General features: G+C 44.0%; 17 protein-coding genes and 1 pseudogene. 6 read left to right on the plus strand and 12 right to left on the minus strand.

Going from position 1 to position 18,806, the window contains the following annotated elements:
- Positions 1–64: 64 nt before the first annotated feature.
- A complete protein-coding gene (locus FED51_RS19635) occupies positions 65–1,243 on the minus strand; it encodes a hypothetical protein (RefSeq protein WP_053430113.1) in 1,179 nt (392 codons plus the stop codon).
- A gap of 295 nt (positions 1,244–1,538) precedes the next feature.
- Between FED51_RS19635 and FED51_RS19640 the strand changes: the two genes are divergently transcribed.
- The 4 genes from FED51_RS19640 (at position 1,539) to FED51_RS19655 (ending at position 5,304) form a co-directional block, all read left to right on the plus strand.
- On the plus strand, positions 1,539–2,849 hold the full coding sequence (locus tag FED51_RS19640; protein WP_010899970.1) for an ABC transporter substrate-binding protein: 1,311 nt from the start codon (positions 1,539–1,541) through the stop codon (positions 2,847–2,849).
- A gap of 67 nt (positions 2,850–2,916) precedes the next feature.
- Entirely contained in the window at positions 2,917–3,903 is a 987-nt protein-coding gene (locus tag FED51_RS19645) for a carbohydrate ABC transporter permease (protein ID WP_010899971.1), read from the plus strand.
- Positions 3,900–4,721 (plus strand): carbohydrate ABC transporter permease, encoded by an 822-nt coding sequence (locus tag FED51_RS19650; RefSeq protein WP_010899972.1) that lies wholly within the window; start codon positions 3,900–3,902, stop codon positions 4,719–4,721. Before FED51_RS19645 ends, FED51_RS19650 begins: the two co-directional genes overlap by 4 nt.
- Positions 4,722–4,848: 127 nt before the next feature.
- On the plus strand, positions 4,849–5,304 hold the full coding sequence (locus tag FED51_RS19655) for a hypothetical protein (protein ID WP_053430112.1): 456 nt from the start codon (positions 4,849–4,851) through the stop codon (positions 5,302–5,304).
- A gap of 47 nt (positions 5,305–5,351) precedes the next feature.
- Here the strand turns inward: FED51_RS19655 and FED51_RS19660 are convergent, their stop codons facing one another.
- The 7 genes from FED51_RS19660 to FED51_RS19690 form a co-directional block, all read right to left on the minus strand.
- On the minus strand, positions 5,352–6,188 hold the full coding sequence (locus tag FED51_RS19660) for an aldo/keto reductase (protein WP_053430111.1): 837 nt from the start codon (positions 6,186–6,188) through the stop codon (positions 5,352–5,354).
- Between the two features lie 23 nt (positions 6,189–6,211).
- Entirely contained in the window at positions 6,212–6,886 is a 675-nt protein-coding gene (locus tag FED51_RS19665) for a uracil-DNA glycosylase (RefSeq protein ID WP_053431906.1), read from the minus strand.
- Positions 6,887–7,096: 210 nt separating this feature from the next.
- Complete coding sequence (locus FED51_RS19670; RefSeq protein ID WP_053431905.1) at positions 7,097–8,221, minus strand: mannitol-1-phosphate 5-dehydrogenase; 1,125 nt, start codon at positions 8,219–8,221, stop codon at positions 7,097–7,099.
- Positions 8,221–8,658 carry a PTS mannitol transporter subunit IIA gene (locus FED51_RS19675; RefSeq protein ID WP_010899977.1) on the minus strand — a complete coding sequence of 146 codons (438 nt, stop codon included), beginning with the start codon at positions 8,656–8,658 and terminating at the stop codon, positions 8,221–8,223. Before FED51_RS19675 ends, FED51_RS19670 begins: the two co-directional genes overlap by 1 nt.
- 13 nt (positions 8,659–8,671) lie before the next feature.
- Positions 8,672–10,774, minus strand: a complete 2,103-nt coding sequence (locus tag FED51_RS19680) for a BglG family transcription antiterminator (RefSeq protein ID WP_053430110.1) — start codon at positions 10,772–10,774, stop codon at positions 8,672–8,674.
- Positions 10,775–10,793: 19 nt separating this feature from the next.
- Positions 10,794–12,200 carry a PTS mannitol transporter subunit IIBC gene (locus FED51_RS19685; protein WP_053430109.1) on the minus strand — a complete coding sequence of 469 codons (1,407 nt, stop codon included), beginning with the start codon at positions 12,198–12,200 and terminating at the stop codon, positions 10,794–10,796.
- 230 nt (positions 12,201–12,430) lie between these two features.
- The gene (locus FED51_RS19690) at positions 12,431–12,886 is read right to left on the minus strand and encodes a hypothetical protein (protein ID WP_010899980.1); all 456 of its coding nucleotides are present in this window, start codon (positions 12,884–12,886) and stop codon (positions 12,431–12,433) included.
- 137 nt (positions 12,887–13,023) lie between these two features.
- Between FED51_RS19690 and FED51_RS19695 the strand changes: the two genes are divergently transcribed.
- Positions 13,024–13,668 (plus strand): pentapeptide repeat-containing protein, encoded by a 645-nt coding sequence (locus FED51_RS19695; protein ID WP_053430108.1) that lies wholly within the window; start codon positions 13,024–13,026, stop codon positions 13,666–13,668.
- Positions 13,669–13,776: 108 nt separating this feature from the next.
- On the opposite strand, the gene FED51_RS19700 is transcribed toward FED51_RS19695, so the two are convergent.
- Positions 13,777–14,040 (minus strand): hypothetical protein, encoded by a 264-nt coding sequence (locus FED51_RS19700; protein ID WP_010899982.1) that lies wholly within the window; start codon positions 14,038–14,040, stop codon positions 13,777–13,779.
- A 609-nt stretch (positions 14,041–14,649) separates the two neighbouring features.
- A pseudogene (locus FED51_RS19705) lies at positions 14,650–15,822 on the minus strand (IS256-like element IS654 family transposase).
- 61 nt (positions 15,823–15,883) lie between these two features.
- Here FED51_RS19705 and FED51_RS21785 point away from each other — a divergent pair.
- Positions 15,884–16,102 carry a VanZ family protein gene (locus FED51_RS21785; RefSeq protein ID WP_083445429.1) on the plus strand — a complete coding sequence of 73 codons (219 nt, stop codon included), beginning with the start codon at positions 15,884–15,886 and terminating at the stop codon, positions 16,100–16,102.
- Positions 16,103–16,373: 271 nt separating this feature from the next.
- Here FED51_RS21785 and FED51_RS19715 read toward each other — a convergent pair whose 3' ends face one another.
- Together FED51_RS19715 and FED51_RS19720 are read right to left on the minus strand one after the other, a co-directional pair.
- Positions 16,374–17,000 (minus strand): FMN-dependent NADH-azoreductase, encoded by a 627-nt coding sequence (locus FED51_RS19715; RefSeq protein ID WP_010899985.1) that lies wholly within the window; start codon positions 16,998–17,000, stop codon positions 16,374–16,376.
- Between the two features lie 397 nt (positions 17,001–17,397).
- Positions 17,398–18,798: a M28 family peptidase gene (locus FED51_RS19720; protein WP_010899986.1), complete on the minus strand. Its 1,401-nt coding sequence runs from the start codon at positions 18,796–18,798 to the stop codon at positions 17,398–17,400.
- Between the last annotated feature and the right edge of the window lie 8 nt (positions 18,799–18,806).

The raw sequence follows: 18,806 nt of genomic DNA on the forward strand, positions 1-18,806 counted from the left end.
GTATTCACCCTAAAATATCGAAATTGTCATTCAAAGAAGATACTATTGTTTTGAATTCGTCCATTTAGTTAATGATCTCAAAATCCTGAATATAACGAGTTTGAAATCCTTTCTTTTCCACTTTTTGCAGCTCAGGAACGTCATAAGTAGCCGTCCGTTCTCCACCCAATGAGTAAACATCGATTACATGTACATCTTTCTGCTCATGAAACCTTATAAAATAGAGTTGATCATCGTTAAACGTAATATGCTCATCTATATCCCATTCACCTCTAGTGTAGTCTTCCAACGTAAACAGTGTCTTTACTGCTCTGTTCTGTAAATCCATCTGCTGAACCTCGCCGTAGCCTGTCACAAAGTAAAGCTCCTTTTCGGTCACATGAAAAGCATCTTGATTGAAGGGAAAAAAGTATGGATCCTCCTCTGCTGGATACGTTCCTACTAGGAAGTCGTCTTCCAATTCTAATGTTTCTTTGTTCACCTTCAGCACCCGTAGTTCTTCTTCATCCCTAGAATCCTCTTCCCATAAGTACATCACGTACAAATGAGTTGAGTTGCTAACAATATTGGATAAACTTAATTCGAGAGTGTCCTCACGTAATGTCGCTTCTTTTATTTGGAACTCATTCCCTTTAGGCGTGTATTGTAAAATGTTTAGTTCTCCAAACTCCCCATCACCGATCATCTTAGTTGTCATCATAAAGATGCTTTCCTCGTCTGAACCGTCAGCTACTAAATAATGAGGAACGTCTGTACACTCGTGCTGTTTTTCATTTCCCCATCTTATAACAGAACGGTAGTTACTCGCATTTTCATCATAGTCTTCAAATCCGTGATTGAAAAGCTCATAATATATTCCTGACGTCTTCAGATAACCGGATGAATTTTGATAGCCACTATGTACAGAACATTCACTTTTAACCGTATGAACGTTTCCAGTCCCCTTGTCAACTAAGGTGATGTGATCTTGACCATTTAAAACAATGTCATCAGCTGTGTTTATAACGGTCCCCCATTCGATGTTATCTCTCGTCATCTGTTGAATCGTCCCATCCTCTTGTATAAAAGCGGTTACGCCTTTACTATTTTCCGAAAGAGCAGACGTTCCAACATAAACAGCTGCGAACACATCCTCTAATGTCACCGTGTTTTTATTTGCATACGTTGAATAAAACACGATACCAACGCCAATAGCGATCGCTAATACTACTCCTAAAATCACGTATCGATTAAGCTTCCCCATCAATGCGCCTCCTAAACGTTAATCAAGTGCCTCTCTTTGTTAAGAGGCACTTTGAACCCCTATGTATACAAAATTAGAATAAATGACTTCGTGCAAAATGATCTTACATCCATATTTATCAATAATCAAGAATTATTTTACATTTCATATTATTTCTTCACTTCCCTCTCTATCCAATGACAAAAAAGTGCAGAGAGAGCACAAAATCGTCTAGATGAAAGCGATTTCTTTTCTGAAAATTCGTGTTACGTTTAAAGAGTCATCACTGACAACCATAGATAAGGGGGAGTTTTGCATGGTGAAAAAATGGTTCGCTCTAATGATAGCGCTTTCTGTTCTTGTGATTGGACTGGTCGCTTGCGGTTCTTCAGAAGATAGCTCTAATGAGCCAAGCGAAGAGCCAGAGACGAGTGATTCTGAAGAAGCTACTGGTGAAGCTAGTGGCACGCTCGAAATCTTCAGTTGGTGGACAGGTGCTGGAGAGGAAGATGGATTGCTTGCATTGATTGAGTTATTCGAAGAGAAGCACCCGGAAATTGAAGTGGACAATGCAGCGGTCGCAGGTGGTGCCGGAACAAACGCTAAAGCTGTTCTCACAAGCCGCATGCAAGGAAATGATCCACCGGGGACGTTCCAAGTTCATGGCGGTGCAGAGCTAAACGATAGCTGGGTCGCTGCTGGACAAATGGATCCGTTAAATGACCTCTTTGAAGCGGAAGGCTGGGCTGACAAATTCCCAGAGGAGTTAATCGAACTTGTCAGTAAAGATGGAAACATCTATTCCGTCCCTGTAAACATCCATCGTGGAAATGTTCTTTGGTACAATACAGAAATCTTTGAAGAGCATGGACTTGAAGTACCAACAACATTTGAAGAGTTTTTTGATGTAGCTGATGCTTTGCAAGAAGCGGGTGTCACACCTCTAGCACTTGGAGATCGTGAGCCGTGGGCGGCCACTCATTTGTTTGAAACCGTTCTTCTCGGCACACTTGGTGCTGACGACTATAACAAGCTATGGTCTGGTGAAGTAGGAATGGACGACCCTCGCGTAGAAGAAGCGGCTGAAATCTTCATTCGTATGCTTGATTACGTAAATGAAGATCACAGCTCCCGTAACTGGCAAGACGCTTCACAGTTAGTTGCTCAAGGTGAAGCTGCGATGAACGTAATGGGTGACTGGGCGAAAGGATACTTCGTTAACGATTTGAATCTAGCCGTAAAAGAAGACTTTGGTTGGGCAGCTACTCCTGGAACAGAGGGAACGTTCATGGTTATTACCGATACGTTCGGTCTACCAACAGGTGTTGAAAACCCTGAAGTCGTGAAGAGCTTCTTAGCTGTACTAGGTTCTCAAGAAGGACAAGACGCATTCAACCCATTAAAAGGCTCTATCCCTGCTCGTGTCGATGCCGATGTATCGAAATACGACGAGTATGGACAAGAAACAATTGAAGACTTCAAATCGGCAGAGCTTTCTCCAAGCTTGGCCCATGGTTCTGCAGCAAATGAAGGCTTCCTTACACAAGTAAACCAAGCGATTAATATTTTCGTGACACAAAAAGATGTCGATAGCTTCGTTGATTCATTGAAGCAATATCAGCCATAAACAAAGATGACCTTGAGCAGAGAATCTTCTCTGCTCAAGGCGTCTGTTTTACAAAGGGGGCACATTTATGGAAACAACACAGAGCAAACAGCAACCCTTAACGGCACCGGCCACAAAAGAGGAACAAGCTCCGCAACAGAAGCGGAGGCGCAATAAAGATCAATGGTACGCCATTCTCTTTCTTGCGCCATCCATTCTTTTAATCGGTGTGTTTATTTATGGATTTATTGGGTGGACAGGTTATGTATCCTTAAGTAATTGGAACTCGCTTGTACCCGATTTTTCGTTTGCTGGGTTGAAGAACTATCTCTTTTTATTTCAAGATTTTCGCTTCCAAGCGGATTTACGGAACACGCTCTTTTTCACCATCTTATTTATCGGTGCGGTCATCGTTTTAGGTCAAGGGATTGCGATTTTATTAGATCAAAAAATACGGCAAGAGTCGCTGTTTCGCAATATTTTCTTCTTTCCTATGGCCCTGTCCTTTGTCGTTACAGGGGTTGTGTGGCAATGGCTATTAAATCCATCTACCGGCGTGAACTTGTTTCTAGAGCGATTTGGCCTTGATTCTCGTTGGTATACTGATACGACGATCGTCCCTGCGATTTCACTCGGAAAAATTGAGTTTGGACTTCCCGTTGCGATGATTGCTGTCGTCATCGCTGCCGTTTGGCAGATGACCGGGTTTGCTGTCGCTATGTATTTAGCGGGCTTACGCGGCATTCCAGATGATGTCCGAGAAGCGGCGCGCATGGATGGAGCAAACGAATTCCAAGTGTATTGGAAAGTCATTTTACCACTTTTACGCCCAATTACGATGAGTGTCATTATCATCATGGCTCACATCTCATTAAAGATCTTTGATCTCATCTTTGCAATGACCGGTCCAGGAGCAAACTTTGTCACCGATGTTCCTGGGGTGTACATGTTTGAGACAACGTTCCGCGGGAACTTCTACGGCCAAGGGTCGGCGATTGCCATCATTATGTTAGTTTCTGTCGCGATCTTTATCGTTCCTTATTTAATTTCCAGTCGAAAGGGGGAATCCTCATGACATTGCAACGAATGACGCGCCCTTTACTTTACCTCTTCTTAATCGGACTTAGCTTGTTTTTTCTCATGCCTGTCTATGTCATGCTCATTACGAGTGTGAAGCCGATTGATGAAGTGACGTTAGATCAAATGTGGGCCCTCCCTACCTCCATCGACTGGAGTAGCTACAGCCAAGCGTTTTCTCGGTTGGCGCCCAACTTGCTCAATACATTGTATTTAGTCATCCCCGCAACGATATTATCGGCGTTGCTCGGATCTCTTAACGGATATGTTCTTTCTAAGTGGAAGTTTAAAGGGGCCGATTGGATTTTTACAGCGATTTTGTTCGGGATGTTCATCCCGTATCAAAGCATTCTCATTCCGCTCATCCAATTTTTGCGCGAGGTGAACCTTTACAATACAATTCCTGGGCTCATTCTCGTCCATGTTGTGTACGGGATTCCAATTACGACGTTAATGTTCCGTAACTTTTACGCGAACATTCCTAAGGAAATGCTCGAATCGGCTCAAGTGGACGGGGCTGGATTCTTTCGGATCTATCGTCACATTATGTTTCCCCTTTCCATCACTGGATTTGTCGTCGTCGGGATTTGGCAGTTTACGAACATTTGGAACGAGTTCCTATTCGCGGTTTCGATTACGACAACCTCGCAGCAGCCGGTTATGGTCGCACTGCAAAACTTGTCCGGGAGTCAGATCGTGCAATGGAACGTGCAAATGGCGGGTGCGTTACTCGCAGCATTGCCTACCTTGCTCGTCTATATCATTCTCGGAAAATACTTTGTCCGTGGTCTTCTAGCAGGCTCCGTGAAAGGATAAGCTTGAATCTTTGAAGAATTGGTTCGTATAATGGAATAACAGAGCACAATCAATAGCCAAGGGTGACCTCCTTTGGCTATTTCACTATTTTTACCCTGAAAGCAGTCCTGAAGAGGAGGATTAATTGTTGCCTAAACGGAAAACGCTCATCGTTTTATCGCTCATTGTTTTAATTGGGGTTGGCGTTGTTTTGTATCAATTGGCAGCGAGAACGACCTTTGGGAATGTACTAGACGAAACCATTCCCAGTCAAGAGGACATCACGCACATTACCGTAGAAGCGTATTCAGAAGAACTTGGGGAAACTTTGTGGGCAACCATTGATGATGTGGAAATTATTGACCATTTACTAACAGAACATAAAGAGATTGCTCTGAAAAAACAAAGGACCAAACATACTAAAATCCTAGACTATATGATGACGATCAGCACACCAACGAAAAGTGATTCGTTTCATTTTGACGAAACTCATTTTGTTGCAAGTGGAACCGACTATAAAATGTTAAACGGTCATTTGGTTGATTCGATCGATAGGCTGGACGTAGAGTGGCAAACAACCGATGAGTTCCTTGGGATTGAATAAAGAACCGCCGTGACCCGGCGGTTCTTGAACACTTTCGTTTAACCTTTCTAAAAATCAAAGGAGAAGGAGTCTGGATTTTGTCCGAGGCGGCGGTCTTCATTTAATCCATCGAGAGCTTCGACATCCTCTGGTGACAGGTGGAAATCGAAAATGTTTGCGTTTTCCTGAATCCGCTCCTCTCGCACCGACTTGGGAATCGTCACGACCCGATGCTCTAAATTCCAGCGCAACACAATTTGAGCTGGCGTCTTCCCGTACTTTTTCGCAAGTGCTTGCACGACAGGGTGTGTAAAGATCTCCCCTTTCGTTAGCGGCCGCCACGCCTCCAGTTGAATGTCGTGCTCCTTGCAAAATGTAAGCAATGGCTTTTGCGTCAAAAACGGATGAAATTCCACTTGGTTGACCATCGGATTAATATCGGAAATGTTCATCACCGCCTCTAGATGATGAATGTTAAAGTTGCTCACCCCGATGGCTCGTACCTTCCTCTCTTTATAGAGCGTCTCTAGCGCCCGCCAAGTATCGAGAAACTTCTCCCTCACCGGCCAATGGATTAAATACAAATCGATGACCTCAAGTCCTAAACGCTTTCGGCTGCGCTCAAAAGCGGCGAGTGTTTCGTCATATCCTTGTTCAGTATTCCATACTTTTGTTGTGACAAAAATCTCATCTCGCGGAATTCCGCTCTCGCGAATCGCTTGGCCGACCCCTTCCTCATTTTGATAAAGACTCGCCGTATCAATGCTTCGGTATCCAGCTTTTAATGCTGCTTGAACAGCCCCTATCACTTCTTCTCCTTCGGCTGCTTTATATACACCAAGGCCAACCCATGGCATTTCAACACCATTGGCTAGTTTGACACGATCTTGTATCGACTGTATCATGCAATCACTCCTTGTATTCATCATCAAAGATTTGGAATTTCCCAATTGATCGGGCTTTCCCCTTGTTCTTGGAGAATACGGTTGATCGTTGAAAAGGGGCGACTACCGAAAAAGCCCCGATTAGCCGAAAATGGACTCGGGTGGGGTGCTGTGAGGATGTAATGCCGATCATTCGTAATCAGCGCTTGCTTTTCTTGCGCGTGACGTCCCCACAAAACAAAGATTACAGGCTTCTCCCGTTCATTTAAGCAGGCAATCACCCGATCGGTAAAGCTCTCCCACCCTTTTCCACGGTGAGAGGCTGCCTGCCCTTTCCTTACGGTTAATACTGTGTTTAAGAGCAGTACCCCTTGCTCTGCCCATGGTGTTAGGTGACCGTTGTTTGGAATGGGGCAGCCGAGATCCTCCCGCAGCTCCTTAAAGATATTTTGCAGCGATGGCGGTAGTGGTACCCCTGGCTTCACGGAAAAACTTAAACCGTGGGCTTGATTCGGACCGTGATAAGGATCTTGTCCTAAAATCACCACTTTTGCTTTTGCAAGTGGCGTGTAATGCAAAGCATTGAAAATATCGTACATCGACGGATAAATCGTTTGCGTGCTGTACTCTTGTTTAAGAAATTCACGCAATTGCACGTAATATGGCTTTTGAAACTCCGCTTCCAATACATCTGCCCAATCGTTATGTAAAATTGACATAGGCTCCGCTCCCACACTTCTTTTCTTTATCCATTTCATTGTAACATTAACGAATTTGATTCTCATCCATCGTACTTCCCGTTGAACGAGCTTCTTTCCCATTTTTAATGAAAGCCTAGTGATAGCGGAGCCGTAGTTGTCCCTATCGTTTTTTACTACCCAAAAAAGATGGTCTACTTCTTAGTAAACCACCTTCTCTACACACGTTATTCAGTTATTACCTACAATCATTTGCACTAATGGATGGGCAGCCGGCAATCCCGTCACTTCCACTACCGTCTGTTCTAGTCCTTGCACTTGTCGTTTTTCCTGTAGCTCCATGCTTTCCTGATCGTCCTCGACAAAAAAGGCGAAAGCAGCTTGAATCCCTGCCAGTAAAGCAGTCGGCTGATGTCCAAGGTCAAGTAACTGGCGTGCAGGCTTCACGAGTCGTTCATTGTATCCTAGCTTACGAATCGGATTTCGACCGACCCGCTCGACTCGATCAGACAAATACGGATTGTTGTAACGCTTGAAAATTTTCTCGATGTACTCATCATGGGCTTCAGGAGAGAAGTTGTACTTATGAACGAGCAGCCCTTTTGTTTCCGCTAACGCTTGCCGTGTTTTTTCGGCAATGGTTTGATCGGAAATCGCTTCTTTTATCGTCATGAGTCCTTTTTGAAACCCGAGATAGGCAACCATCGCATGACCTGTGTTGACGGTAAATAACTTTCGCTCGATGTAAGGAGTTAAGTCTTCCACGTAAGTGACTCCGTCAATCGTTGGCGGCTCTCCTTTCATCGACTTCGTCTCGATCACCCACTCATAAAATGGTTCGACGGAAATGGTTAACGGATCGGCGTGATCTTGGGCAGGAACGATGCGGTCGACCGTCGCGTTCGGAAATCCTGTGACCCTATCGACTTTGCTCCATTCCTCTTCAGAAAGAGAAGCCTTCGTATATTCTTGAAGCATGGAAGAGGCACCGATTGCATTTTCACATGCGATGACCTGGATCGGCGCACCGTTTCTTTGCAAGAGTCCTTGCCCGATTGGATGGGCTAAATGGGGCAAAACGGACGGGCCAACAGCCGTCGTCACAAGGTCGGCCGTAGCAATTTCGGCAATCACCTGCTCCATCTGTGTGCGACTGTTTAGTCCTCTTACGTTGTGGATCACGTTTTCCTCATTGTCTTCATCAGCCGTCAAGACCGTATAGGATCGTTGCTCGTTCAAGCGGTCGATCACTTGGGCGTTCACATCGACAAATACGACTTCATAGTTTGCCTTGGATAACAACGCGCCGATAAACCCCCGTCCAATGTTTCCTGCGCCAAAATGGATGGCCTTCATCATTCGTTCACCTCACCTAAAAAGGCAAGCACCTCTTGTGCCGATTCAAGGGAAAGTAACCGTTCAACGTTCTCCTCTTCAGAAAACGTGATCGCAATTTTGGACAGAATGTCTAAATGCTCCGTTCCTTTGCCAGCAATCCCGATCACCACGCGAACCTCTTGCCCATCCCAATCAACTGGATCGTCAAATACCAGTACCGACATTCCTGAATGAATCACTTGTTCTTTCGCCTCTTCGGTTCCATGGGGAATGGCAAGGTAGTTCCCTAAATACGTTGAGGTAACGGTTTCCCGCTCAAACATTTTATCCACATAGTTCGGCTCAACATAGCCCTTCTCTACAAGAAGAGTTCCTGCTGCCTTAATTGCTTCCTCCTTCGACCTTGCCTCTGCTTTTACTTTGATTGTCTCTGTTGATAAAATTGTTTGACTCATAACACTCCACTCCTTATCCGTCTTTGTTTATTTTTTCTTGAACGAATGCTTGCGAGGATTCATAGATTCTTGCAAAAACGGCCTGCTCGGATGCTCGTTCAAATAAGCGCATCGTTTCTTCACTTTCAATGATTAACGTGCTTAAATAGCTTAAATATTCTAAGCGAACTTCTTCAAGATCTTGCGGAGCAAGCATGAGAACGACTCGCTCGACAAGGATTAGACTGTTGTCCATTCCTTTTCGCAGCGAAGGGGTCCCCCACTCGTACATGGCAAAATAGGGAATGGTTACGTCCCTTGATCTTGTATGGAAAAGGGCCAAGGACGTGTTTGGAATCGCTACACCCCCTGCACGCTCCCGTTCAATCAAAGCTTGAGCCACACCGCCTCCATTGGTGAGAATTCCTTTTTGCTCTAGTGATCGACAAATACGCTCGATCTCTTCCTCGATTGAGATCCCTCGCTCCACTTGGATTAACTGAAAATGGCTCAGCACTTGATAGATGTCTTGATTCAACTTGGCAAAGTGGGCAAAGCGTTCAATTGCTAAAACATTCGATCCGCCTTCCGCCACCTGTAGACTGGCCTGACCCGTTTCAGTAACAGCTGATGGCTCCCTTAGCTTTTCATCCAAATAAGCACGAATTTGCTTAACTTCGTGGGGAGGTAAAAACGGCTGAACGACAAAGTGCTTCACATCGGTATGGAGCGGGATGGTAGAAAGAAATAGATCATAGTCGTGTAAGTTTTTCTCTCCTAGTTCAAAAAAGGACGCTTGCTCAATCGAAGTAATTTCGGGAAACTCTTTTTCGATTCGGCTGGCCAAAAATTTTGACGACCCGATCCCACTGGAACAGACGACAAGTACTTTTAACGTCCGCTTGCGCTTCAGTCTTTCAAGCGCAGATCCGAAATGCATGACGAGAAATCCTGCTTCTTCCTCTGGGATCGTAATCGGTTCAAACACCTTATTTCCTTTGACTTGAACGACGTGAAAAAGTTCCTCGTAATCCTGTTTAATTTTTTCAAGCAGCGGGTTGTAAATTTTCATTTTTTCGCGAATTCGATATAACGCCGGCTTTAAATGGGCAACTAAGCCTTGGAACAATGAAGGATCTTGGAATTGAACGTGGAGACTTTTTTCCACCTCGTGAATGAGCGCTTTGACGCGGACACCTAACTGAAAGTTCGACTCTTCCAAGAGCGACTCCGTCTCTACGTGCGCTTTTGCTCCTCGGATATGCATAGTCATATAGCCAACTTCCGCTTCTGGGATGTTCATTCCCAGCTTTTGCTCCAAGCGTCTCGCTAAATCGGCCGCAAGCTCAAACTCTTTATCCATCTTTAATTTGCTTAAATAAGACGGGTCAATCTCAATCTTTTCCCCTTGGCGAATCCGCTCAATTGCTAACGTCAAATGGACAATGAGCCCGATATATGCTCGATCGGCCATTGGCTCTACCATTTGCTTTCGAAAATCAGCAAGGACTTCTTGGATATTTCTCACTAACTCAAGATTAATAAGATGAAGCAACCGCTCGGAAATCGCATCCGTTTGCTCCCAATCGTCTAATGGCTCAGAAAGCATCCGGTACATTTTCGATTCGGTCAAATGCTCTGCCAGCAGCTGACTGATAGCCCGACGAATGTCAGATTCGCGTCCAATAATTTGCACACCATACCCTCGCTTTCGAACGAGCTCGAGACGAAAGCCGTTCAGCCACGCTTCGGCTCTCGTTAAATCATTGCTAATCGTCGCAACCGTCACGTTTAACTCGTCGGCAAGGGTAAAAAGCTTCAACGGTTCCCGGTGCTGCAATAAGATAGCTAAGAGGAGCATTTGCCGCTCCTCTGGTGTAAATTCATTTAACTCAAGGGTCTGGAGAAAACCGAGTAGCTTCTCCTGCTCAGAGGGCCCGCCACTAATGACGAGACCGGCTGAACTTTTGTTTAGTTTTAGGCCATATTCAGCCAAAATATCTTCTATTCCTTTTAAATCCCGTTGGATGGTACGCGTACTTACATCTAGCAGTTGTGCAAGTTTCGGTATGGTTAACCCGTCTTTATGCTGCAATAATTGATGCAAAATATTACGTTCCCGTGCTGAAATGTACACGTCCATCCCTCCATTTCGTTTAGGATTTTAATCGGTTTAACAACTCATCATATTTTGGACTACTTAAAAAGTTTTCCACTGAAATGTGCTCGGCATGTGGATTTTTCGCTTTCGCCCGGTCCGTTAAATCTTTATGGGTGATAATAATGTCCACATCGTCAGGCAATTGATTGATCGACGTATTCGCCACATCAATCGAAAGCCCCGCTTTTTTCACTTTATCTCGTAGGATCGAAGCCCCCATAGCGCTCGAACCCATTCCAGCGTCGCAAGCAAAAATAATCTTGTTTACTTTAGTTGCCTGAGGTTGCTCGTCGTCAGTAATTAACGCTTCTTTGACGGAGCTTTCCTTCCCTTTTAGGCCTTCCATTTTTGAAGTCGCTTCTGTCAAATCTTCAGCTGTTGCTTTGCTTGTTTTTAAAATAATCGAAGCAATCACAAACGAAACGACCGTAGCTATAATAACACCGGCAAGAACTCCTGCGTACTCTCCTCTAGGTGTCATCGCCAATAAGGCAAAAATGCTTCCAGGAGACGGCACCGCAACAAGTCCTGCATTAAAGAGAACGAATGTAAACACACCGCTCATACCACCGGCAATGACGGCAAGAATAAGGGTCGGCTTCATTAAAATGTACGGGAAATAAATTTCGTGAATCCCCCCAGCAAAGTGGATGACGGCTGCCCCTGGAGCTGATTGCTTTGCCATTCCTTTACCGAACACCATGAAGGCGAGCAAGACTCCAAGCCCAGGTCCTGGGTTCGTCTCAAGTAAGAACAAAATGGACTTTCCAGCTGAAGCCGCTTGATCAATCCCAATGGGACTTAAAATACCGTGATTGATCGCGTTATTAAGGAAGAGCACTTTTGCAGGTTCAATGAAAATGCTTGCTAACGGTAGCAATCCTGCGCCAATGATCACTTCCACGCCCGACGCTAATACGTTACTAAAGGATACGACAACTGGACCAATACCTAAGAAGGCCACGATCGCCAAAATCGCCGCAAGAATCCCTGCTGAGAAGTTATTGACGAGCATTTCAAATCCGGAGCGAACTTTTGGCTGAAGAACTTGGTCTACTTTTTTGATCAAAAATCCGCCAAGTGGCCCCATGATCATTGCTCCGATAAACATCGGAATGTCAGCACCAACGACAACACCCATGGTCGCGGCTGCACCGACAACACCGCCTCTTACGTCATAGATCATCTTTCCACCTGTATATCCAATTAAAAGCGGAAGCAAGTAGGTAATCATTGGTCCGACAAGCTCTGCTAATTGCTCATTCGGCCACCAACCAGTTGGAATAAATAATGCTGTAATAAGTCCCCATGCAATAAAAGCACCGATGTTCGGCATAATCATTCCACTTAAAAAGCTACCGAACTTTTGCACTCTTGCCCGAAATGATGGTTGATTGTTCATGTTCTTTCCCCCTTTACGTTCATAATAAAGCGCTCTCATCTTGTAAACAACGAAATCAAAACACACTTTCGTCATTCTGAAGGGTGACAAAGTTTAAATTACTCGATAAGCCTAGTGATAGGCTTCCCTTCTCTCTAGAGTCCATAAAGGTGAGTGTCCTTATACTTTAGTAATGTAATGAGTTAAACATTTTAACATGAAAAAGACTCCCTTTAGTAAAAGGAGCCTAATTATTGATCTGAATTTTTTTGCTGGCGACGTTGATAAAAAATCGTCGGACTCCAGTAACAATACACAATGACGGCAACCGTAAATGCAGCAAAGGTCACAAGCTGGGAAACACCCCATTCATTTAAAAACAAGTAAATGAAGCCGACAAGGAGCAACCCATAATGAAGGAAAAGGGACACGCGAAACGACAGATCTTCGTTGATTCGCCCTTTTTTCAAGAGAAAGGCCACGATTCCGTCCGCTATAATAGAGACAATGATCGTAAAGAGAACCCAGAGTGAAAGAACAGAAAACGCAAGGTATAAAAACGTATCAATCAAAAAATCAGTATCGTAACTGCCGCGAATTAAGTCAATCACCGCAAGTCCAAGGGTAGTCACAGTAGCAAACACAAGCAGGGAACCAAAAGCAGCTAACCCTTTTAAAGCCATTCGTTCAAAAGCATTCCTCGACATGTTGTCATCCTCCTATCCTTGCCAAAAGGAGCCTGATTAGAAAGAGCGTTTCTATTTTACCACGAAATAGGATCAGGAAGGAAAACACACATAAAGCACGAACTATTATTGGACACCCATCATGGAGGCGAAAGCATTTGAAACAAAAAATCAAAGCACCTCAACTTCCATCATCGCTTACGTCGGCTACCATTCTACAGCTTGAAGAAGGCGATGACCAAATCGGTAGCATTCAATTAATCGGTGACGAGACCAATGGTCTGATTTGCCCAGATCATTTGGAAATCCGTCAATCGTCCTTTAAGCAAGTCACTTTACTAAATAGCTCCTTTTCCCGTTCCGACCTATCCGATGTTGTTTTTGAGAAATGTGATCTTTCCAACGTCCAGTTTCAAGATGCCATTATTCACAAAGCGGAATTTCGTCGCTGCCGTATGACTGGATTCAACGGCTCAGGCGCTTCTTTCCGCCATGTCCGCTTTATCGATTGCCTTCTTGATTACAGTGCATTCGGATTCTCCAACATAAAGAATGTTGCTTTCAGTCACTGCTCCTTACAAGAAGCCGACTTTTATCAATCAGTGCTGAAGCATACAGAGATACAAGATTGCCAATTGCACGGGGCTAATTTTGCGCAAACCGATTTATCGGACATGGACCTGCGCACCTGTTCATTCCAACAACTCACCGTCTCGTTTGACAAGCTGCAAGGCTGCACAGTCACGTCTGAGCAAGCGATCGGTTTTGCGAAAATTCTTGGGTTGAACATTGAAGATCATTAACGGTTTGAATGAAGAGAGCTCAGCGTCTTTAGAACCATAGTTCCACTTAGCACCTACAATAATAAAAATTAAAGGAGATGCGTCGTCTCGCACCTCCCTCATCTGTTTTCAATAATGCGGTGTAAAGGCAGTAATGATCGCGCCCACCATAGCACCAGCCCCTGCAAGCGTAAGTAAAACATTGGCCACCACTCGTCCGCCTTTTATCCGGTAAACAAGGGCCCAAATCAAATAATAGAACACAAGGGCTCCTGCCCAGAACAATGCGGCTTGTATCGTGGCTTCCCGCGAATAACTATGTGTAGGCAACACGAAGGCCAACAGACTGAGGCCAAATAGGCCCACACCGATCCATGCCATAAGCTTTTGCATTTTTTCCACCCGCTTTCCTGCTAAACATTCTCTTCTTAAGGGTAACAAATTTTAAGGGATTTTAGTACCAGAACGTATAAAGAGAATGTTTCAGAAATAAATAAAGAAAAATCTGAGGTGGGACAACCGCTTTGAACTTTATATACTACATTTGATTATACTGTAAATTTTATGAATGCTGATGATTTTTTGTTTACATATTTAACCATTAAGTGGTAGTATTTAATGGAAGATTTTCTTTCCTTTACAAAAAGAATACGAGGAGAAACTTACATGAATCAATTATAAGTAAGTTAAGTAGATCTTACTTTTACGTCTTCCATTGATGATTTTAAATTCTTATTAACCAAAACATATTGGTGTAACGTGTCCATAGTTTGTCTCTTTTTAAGTGGGGTTGGCTGAGTTGTCGCCTAATCCTATTCACTATATAAAAGGACTTTCCCTATGCAAATTAATATTAATATTAATATCTTTATTATATTACGCATAATGAAGGTACTGTCAATAAGTTTGTGTAACGGTCTTAGGGTACTCCTCGAATAGGGTTTCTAGCTTATGACTGTCCCTCTGCAGAGGGACAGTCATAAGCTGCTCGTCGCTCCTTGATTATGGCCCGGAGTAGCGTTGCTTGAACATTTCTTGTAAAGCTTCGTAGGCCTCACCAAAACCACGAAGCCTACGTGTCGCCCAGCGTTCGTTATAGTCAATCGCTTGGAGATACACGATCTTCTCCGCCGCTTTCTCATTGGGTAAGCTGTTCATCGTTTTCGTACGTTTCTTTATTTCTTTCATTGTTCGTTCGATAATATTCGTCGTGTAGATCATGGGCCTGATCGTAGAAGGATACGACAAGAACGTCAAAAGGACATCTAAGTCCTTCTCCCAAGTAGCCACCACTTTTGGATAACGCTTTTGCCAATTTTCTTTAAACTCCTTAAAGCGGTTTTTCGCTTCCTCATACGTATTGGCTTGATAAATCGGCTTGAAGTCCTGGGCAACGGCTGGTTGATCTTTCTTCCGAACAGCGTGTAAGGCATTTCGCACCTTATGAACCACACACCGCTGGACATCTGCCTTTGGATAGACGGCCTTCATCGCTTCTTCTAGCCCAGCTAAGCCATCAAATACACCAAGGAGGACTTCTTCTAAGCCGCGGCTATAGAGATCGAGAAGAATGTTTCGCCATCCATTCGCACTTTCTTGACCCCCTACATAAAAACCTAGGATTTCTCGGTAGCCTTCTTCTGTTACGCCAACGACAAGGTACACCACTTCATTCGCCACATCCTCTCGGCGTAGCTTGAGGTAGGTCCCATCTAGATAGAGCACGGAATAACGCTTTTTTAGGGGCCGCTGTTGCCACTGAGTGATATCTTCTGTCACAACATCTGTCACTTGACTGATCGTTGATGCTGAGTATGAGTGACCCAGAATCTTTTCAATAAAGTGACCGATCTCACGTGTGCTAACCCCTTTTTGATACATGGTGATGATGGCTTCTCCTAGCCACTCTTCTCGACGTTGGTATGGAGAAAATAGCTCGGTTTGAAAGGCATTTTGGCGATCTCGTGGAACGCGTAGATTCTCCAGTCGGCCATATCTTGTATCCAACTGGCGAGTGTAAAAGCCATTCTTTTGGTTTTTTCATTCTGGATGTTCATGCGTAAAGAAACTTTCCATTTCTTCTTTCATGATGGTTTCGAGCTTCTCTTTTACAAATTCACGAACCATAGAATCTAATTGATTTTCAAATGTACTTTGTCCTATACTAGTACTCATAGGTAGGGCCTCTCCTCTCAGTTGGTTTAGCGGTTAACTAGAGGGTACCCTACCTCTTTTTTTGATTCAACGCCTTTACACAAACTATCGTACATCATCTTATCTAGTTGGCTTAATAGTAATGGCTGCGTCAATAATAATTGAATTCTTACAATTTCTTTTTGGGGTAGGTATACCTAATATAGACGATATATTGCTAAATACAGCAGGTGGAGTAATTGGTTATGGTGGATATAAGTTAATAACATTTTCAAAAGCTCCAATCTCTCTTCGGAGCTAACCACAAACAATCTCCCGGCTATACTTTAGGATGAACACGATGTAGTTTCTTACTGTTGTCACTCATTGGTAAGATCTCCTTTCGTTACGACCAAGCTCTATCTTTAACGATTTGAGATTTTTTCCATCACAAGATACTCTTGAAGTTTTATTTTTCATGTGCAGAGAACATGCTATCAAACTCATATTAATCAAACACAAAAACAGGTAACCATCAAAAAGAATGGTCACCTGTTTTTTATGTTTAGACCTATTTCGTCTTTTAAAAACGTTTAGAAGCTTTGTGCTACTTTTTTCACTTCTTCTAGCCCTTTGTTGATAATTTCTTCCGCTTGATCAGGAACCGCATTATGGCCTTCGATCACAACAGTGACTGGATCTTGAACGCCAAAGAACCCTACCATTGTTTTCATGTAATTTAAAGACATTTCAAGTTGTGCAGCAGGTCCTTCTGAATAGTAACCGCCACGTGCATTTAGCAAGGCTACCTTTTTATCACCCATGAGGCCAACTGGGCCTTCTGCTGTATAATTGAACGTGACTCCCGCACGGGCAAGGTAGTCCATGTACGTATGAAGAGCGGCAGGAATCGTAAAGTTCCATAACGGGAAGGCGAATACTACTTTGTCTGCCTCTACAAACTGCGTTAAATAGCGATCCGCGACTTTGCGCGCCTCTTCTTCCTCAGCTGTTAACTCCAACTGCTGGCCTGCCTTAAAGATCCCGGCTAACATCGTAGAATCCAAGTATGGAAGCTGTTCGTTATAAATATCAAGCTCGATCACTTCGTCATTAGGATTCGCTTCTTTGTATGTGTCAACAAACGTTTGATACATTTTCACACTTACAGACTCATCAACAGAGCGAGGATTACCTTTTACAAATAATACCTTAGACATTAAAAATTTCCTCCTATTCCTTTTAAACTACTTTTTATCGTTTTGTGTTTAATAAGTTTACTTTTAAAAGTATAGTTACATCTTATTTGTTTGTCAATTAAAAAACGTCAAAAAGACAAAAAGGGACTTTTGATCTAATCGAAAGAGGGAGAAAAAAGAAAGGTTTTGTCGAAGAGCCAAAAAGAATGTCCAACAGAATAAAAAAACGTAGCAACTGGAGGGATGAAGGAATCACGATGAACTTGTGAGCCGATCATGACTGGTTGTAGAGCGAACTTGGGAAATCGCCCCGTGTTTCGGTAGACAAAAAAGAAAAGCCTTGGCACAGACAGAGCGCCAAGGACGATTTATTAAAAGAGGGGGAAAGGGAGAGGGGACTTATGCAAACGGTTCATGGTTACTGTAAGGAGGAGTAAATGTCTGTCGGTTGAATGGATTGTGCTTTGTTTTGCTTATTTTTTCGGTTTGTCTCTTTACGCACGAGCTCATACACAGAGGCACCAACGATTTCACCAGCTTCTTGAAGCCGCTCCACACTGATGTTTTCAACTGTATCAAACGGTGTATGATACCAAGGCTCAAGAGCACCTGTCCCAGGTTCACGACGGATGAAATTAGCCGATTCGATCCCCACTTCATGGAAGGCGACATGGTCAGATGACCCGCCTTGATTTAATAAAAGAGGTTCATGCCCTAGTCGTTCTGCCACTTTTGAGCTTATTTGCCACACAATGTTCGGTGAGCCGTCTGTTACGTTGACAAAAAGCTTAGAAGCAGGCTCCCAGCTTGTCCCGACCATATCCATGTTAAAGTTAGCAACACTACGCTCAATCTCATCACTAGACAGCTGAGCGACATAATAGCGGGCACCGACTAGACCAATTTCCTCTGCGCCAAATCCGATAAAGCGTAGCTCCTTATCGAGGGGATAGCTTTTTAACACACGTGCTAGTTCAAGCATCACACCTGTTCCTGACGCATTATCGTTTGCCCCAGGTGCTAAAGGCACACTGTCATAATGTGCAGTGACGTACACGATTTCAGGATTTTTGATCTTTTTGTGTGGCTTTCTCACGGCGATGACATTCTGTGAGGTCTGATTGGTCAGCGCTTGAAGCTCTAACGTTACTTCCTCTTGCTCTAACAAATAGGCGCCACTTTCCTTGCTCGTACCAACGACAGGAACAGAAATTGTCGACCCGCCTAAGCTTGGGGTGAGAGGGACTAAGCTCTCCACATTGTTGTAGATAATGACAGCGACCGCCCCTGCGTCTACCGCATTTTGAGCTTTTTCAGCAAACGTAAACCCACCACGAGAAATGAGGGCCACCTTCCCCTCTGCCTCCTCAGTGAAGTCTTCTGGATATCCTAGTCCCGCATCATAAAGTGGAGCTGTGAGTCCACCTTCAGGCGTTGGTGAAGAACCCGTAGATGGGCGGATTGGAATGTCTTCCCCGTTCACCGTTAATGAGCCGAAGAGGCGATCCGGAATGGAGAAGGTTTGGACATCTACATCATATCCGAGCTGCGAAAACTCGGCTTGTAAATAAGCAGCCCCTTCCTTTTCTTCTTGACTACCGGCTACCCTTGGTCCGATCGTTTCACTCAAATGATAAATATGGTCATAGGCGTTGTCAGCATTAAACCGTTTCACGATCTTTTGATCAAATGGCGCATGATTCTTTTCAGCTGCCATCACAGTTTTAGCCGTTGAAAATGGAGAAGCCGCCCCTGGAATAAACACACTCCCCGCCACGATAACTGCTGACATTGCAGCAACAAGTATCTGTTTTCTCATCGTCATAA

This window comes from Halalkalibacterium halodurans (assembly GCF_005671335.1).
In the GTDB taxonomy this organism is placed as follows: Bacteria; Bacillota; Bacilli; order Bacillales; family Bacillaceae_D; genus Halalkalibacterium; species Halalkalibacterium halodurans.

What these genes read in the sequence shown, in the direction of transcription:
- FED51_RS19665 (WP_053431906.1), bottom strand. Translation starts at nt 6,886, where the DNA reads ATGTCAATTTTACATAACGATTGGGCAGATGTATTGGAAGCGGAGTTT.
- FED51_RS19640 (WP_010899970.1), top strand. Translation starts at nt 1,539, where the DNA reads ATGGTGAAAAAATGGTTCGCTCTAATGATAGCGCTTTCTGTTCTTGTG.
- FED51_RS19635 (WP_053430113.1), bottom strand. Translation starts at nt 1,243, where the DNA reads ATGGGGAAGCTTAATCGATACGTGATTTTAGGAGTAGTATTAGCGATC.
- FED51_RS19690 (WP_010899980.1), bottom strand. Translation starts at nt 12,886, where the DNA reads ATGTCGAGGAATGCTTTTGAACGAATGGCTTTAAAAGGGTTAGCTGCT.
- FED51_RS19720 (WP_010899986.1), bottom strand. Translation starts at nt 18,798, where the DNA reads ATGAGAAAACAGATACTTGTTGCTGCAATGTCAGCAGTTATCGTGGCG.
- FED51_RS19715 (WP_010899985.1), bottom strand. Translation starts at nt 17,000, where the DNA reads ATGTCTAAGGTATTATTTGTAAAAGGTAATCCTCGCTCTGTTGATGAG.
- FED51_RS19645 (WP_010899971.1), top strand. Translation starts at nt 2,917, where the DNA reads ATGGAAACAACACAGAGCAAACAGCAACCCTTAACGGCACCGGCCACA.
- FED51_RS19670 (WP_053431905.1), bottom strand. Translation starts at nt 8,221, where the DNA reads ATGAAGGCCATCCATTTTGGCGCAGGAAACATTGGACGGGGGTTTATC.
- FED51_RS19685 (WP_053430109.1), bottom strand. Translation starts at nt 12,200, where the DNA reads ATGAACAATCAACCATCATTTCGGGCAAGAGTGCAAAAGTTCGGTAGC.
- FED51_RS19700 (WP_010899982.1), bottom strand. Translation starts at nt 14,040, where the DNA reads ATGCAAAAGCTTATGGCATGGATCGGTGTGGGCCTATTTGGCCTCAGT.
- FED51_RS19675 (WP_010899977.1), bottom strand. Translation starts at nt 8,658, where the DNA reads ATGAGTCAAACAATTTTATCAACAGAGACAATCAAAGTAAAAGCAGAG.
- FED51_RS19650 (WP_010899972.1), top strand. Translation starts at nt 3,900, where the DNA reads ATGACATTGCAACGAATGACGCGCCCTTTACTTTACCTCTTCTTAATC.
- FED51_RS19660 (WP_053430111.1), bottom strand. Translation starts at nt 6,188, where the DNA reads ATGATACAGTCGATACAAGATCGTGTCAAACTAGCCAATGGTGTTGAA.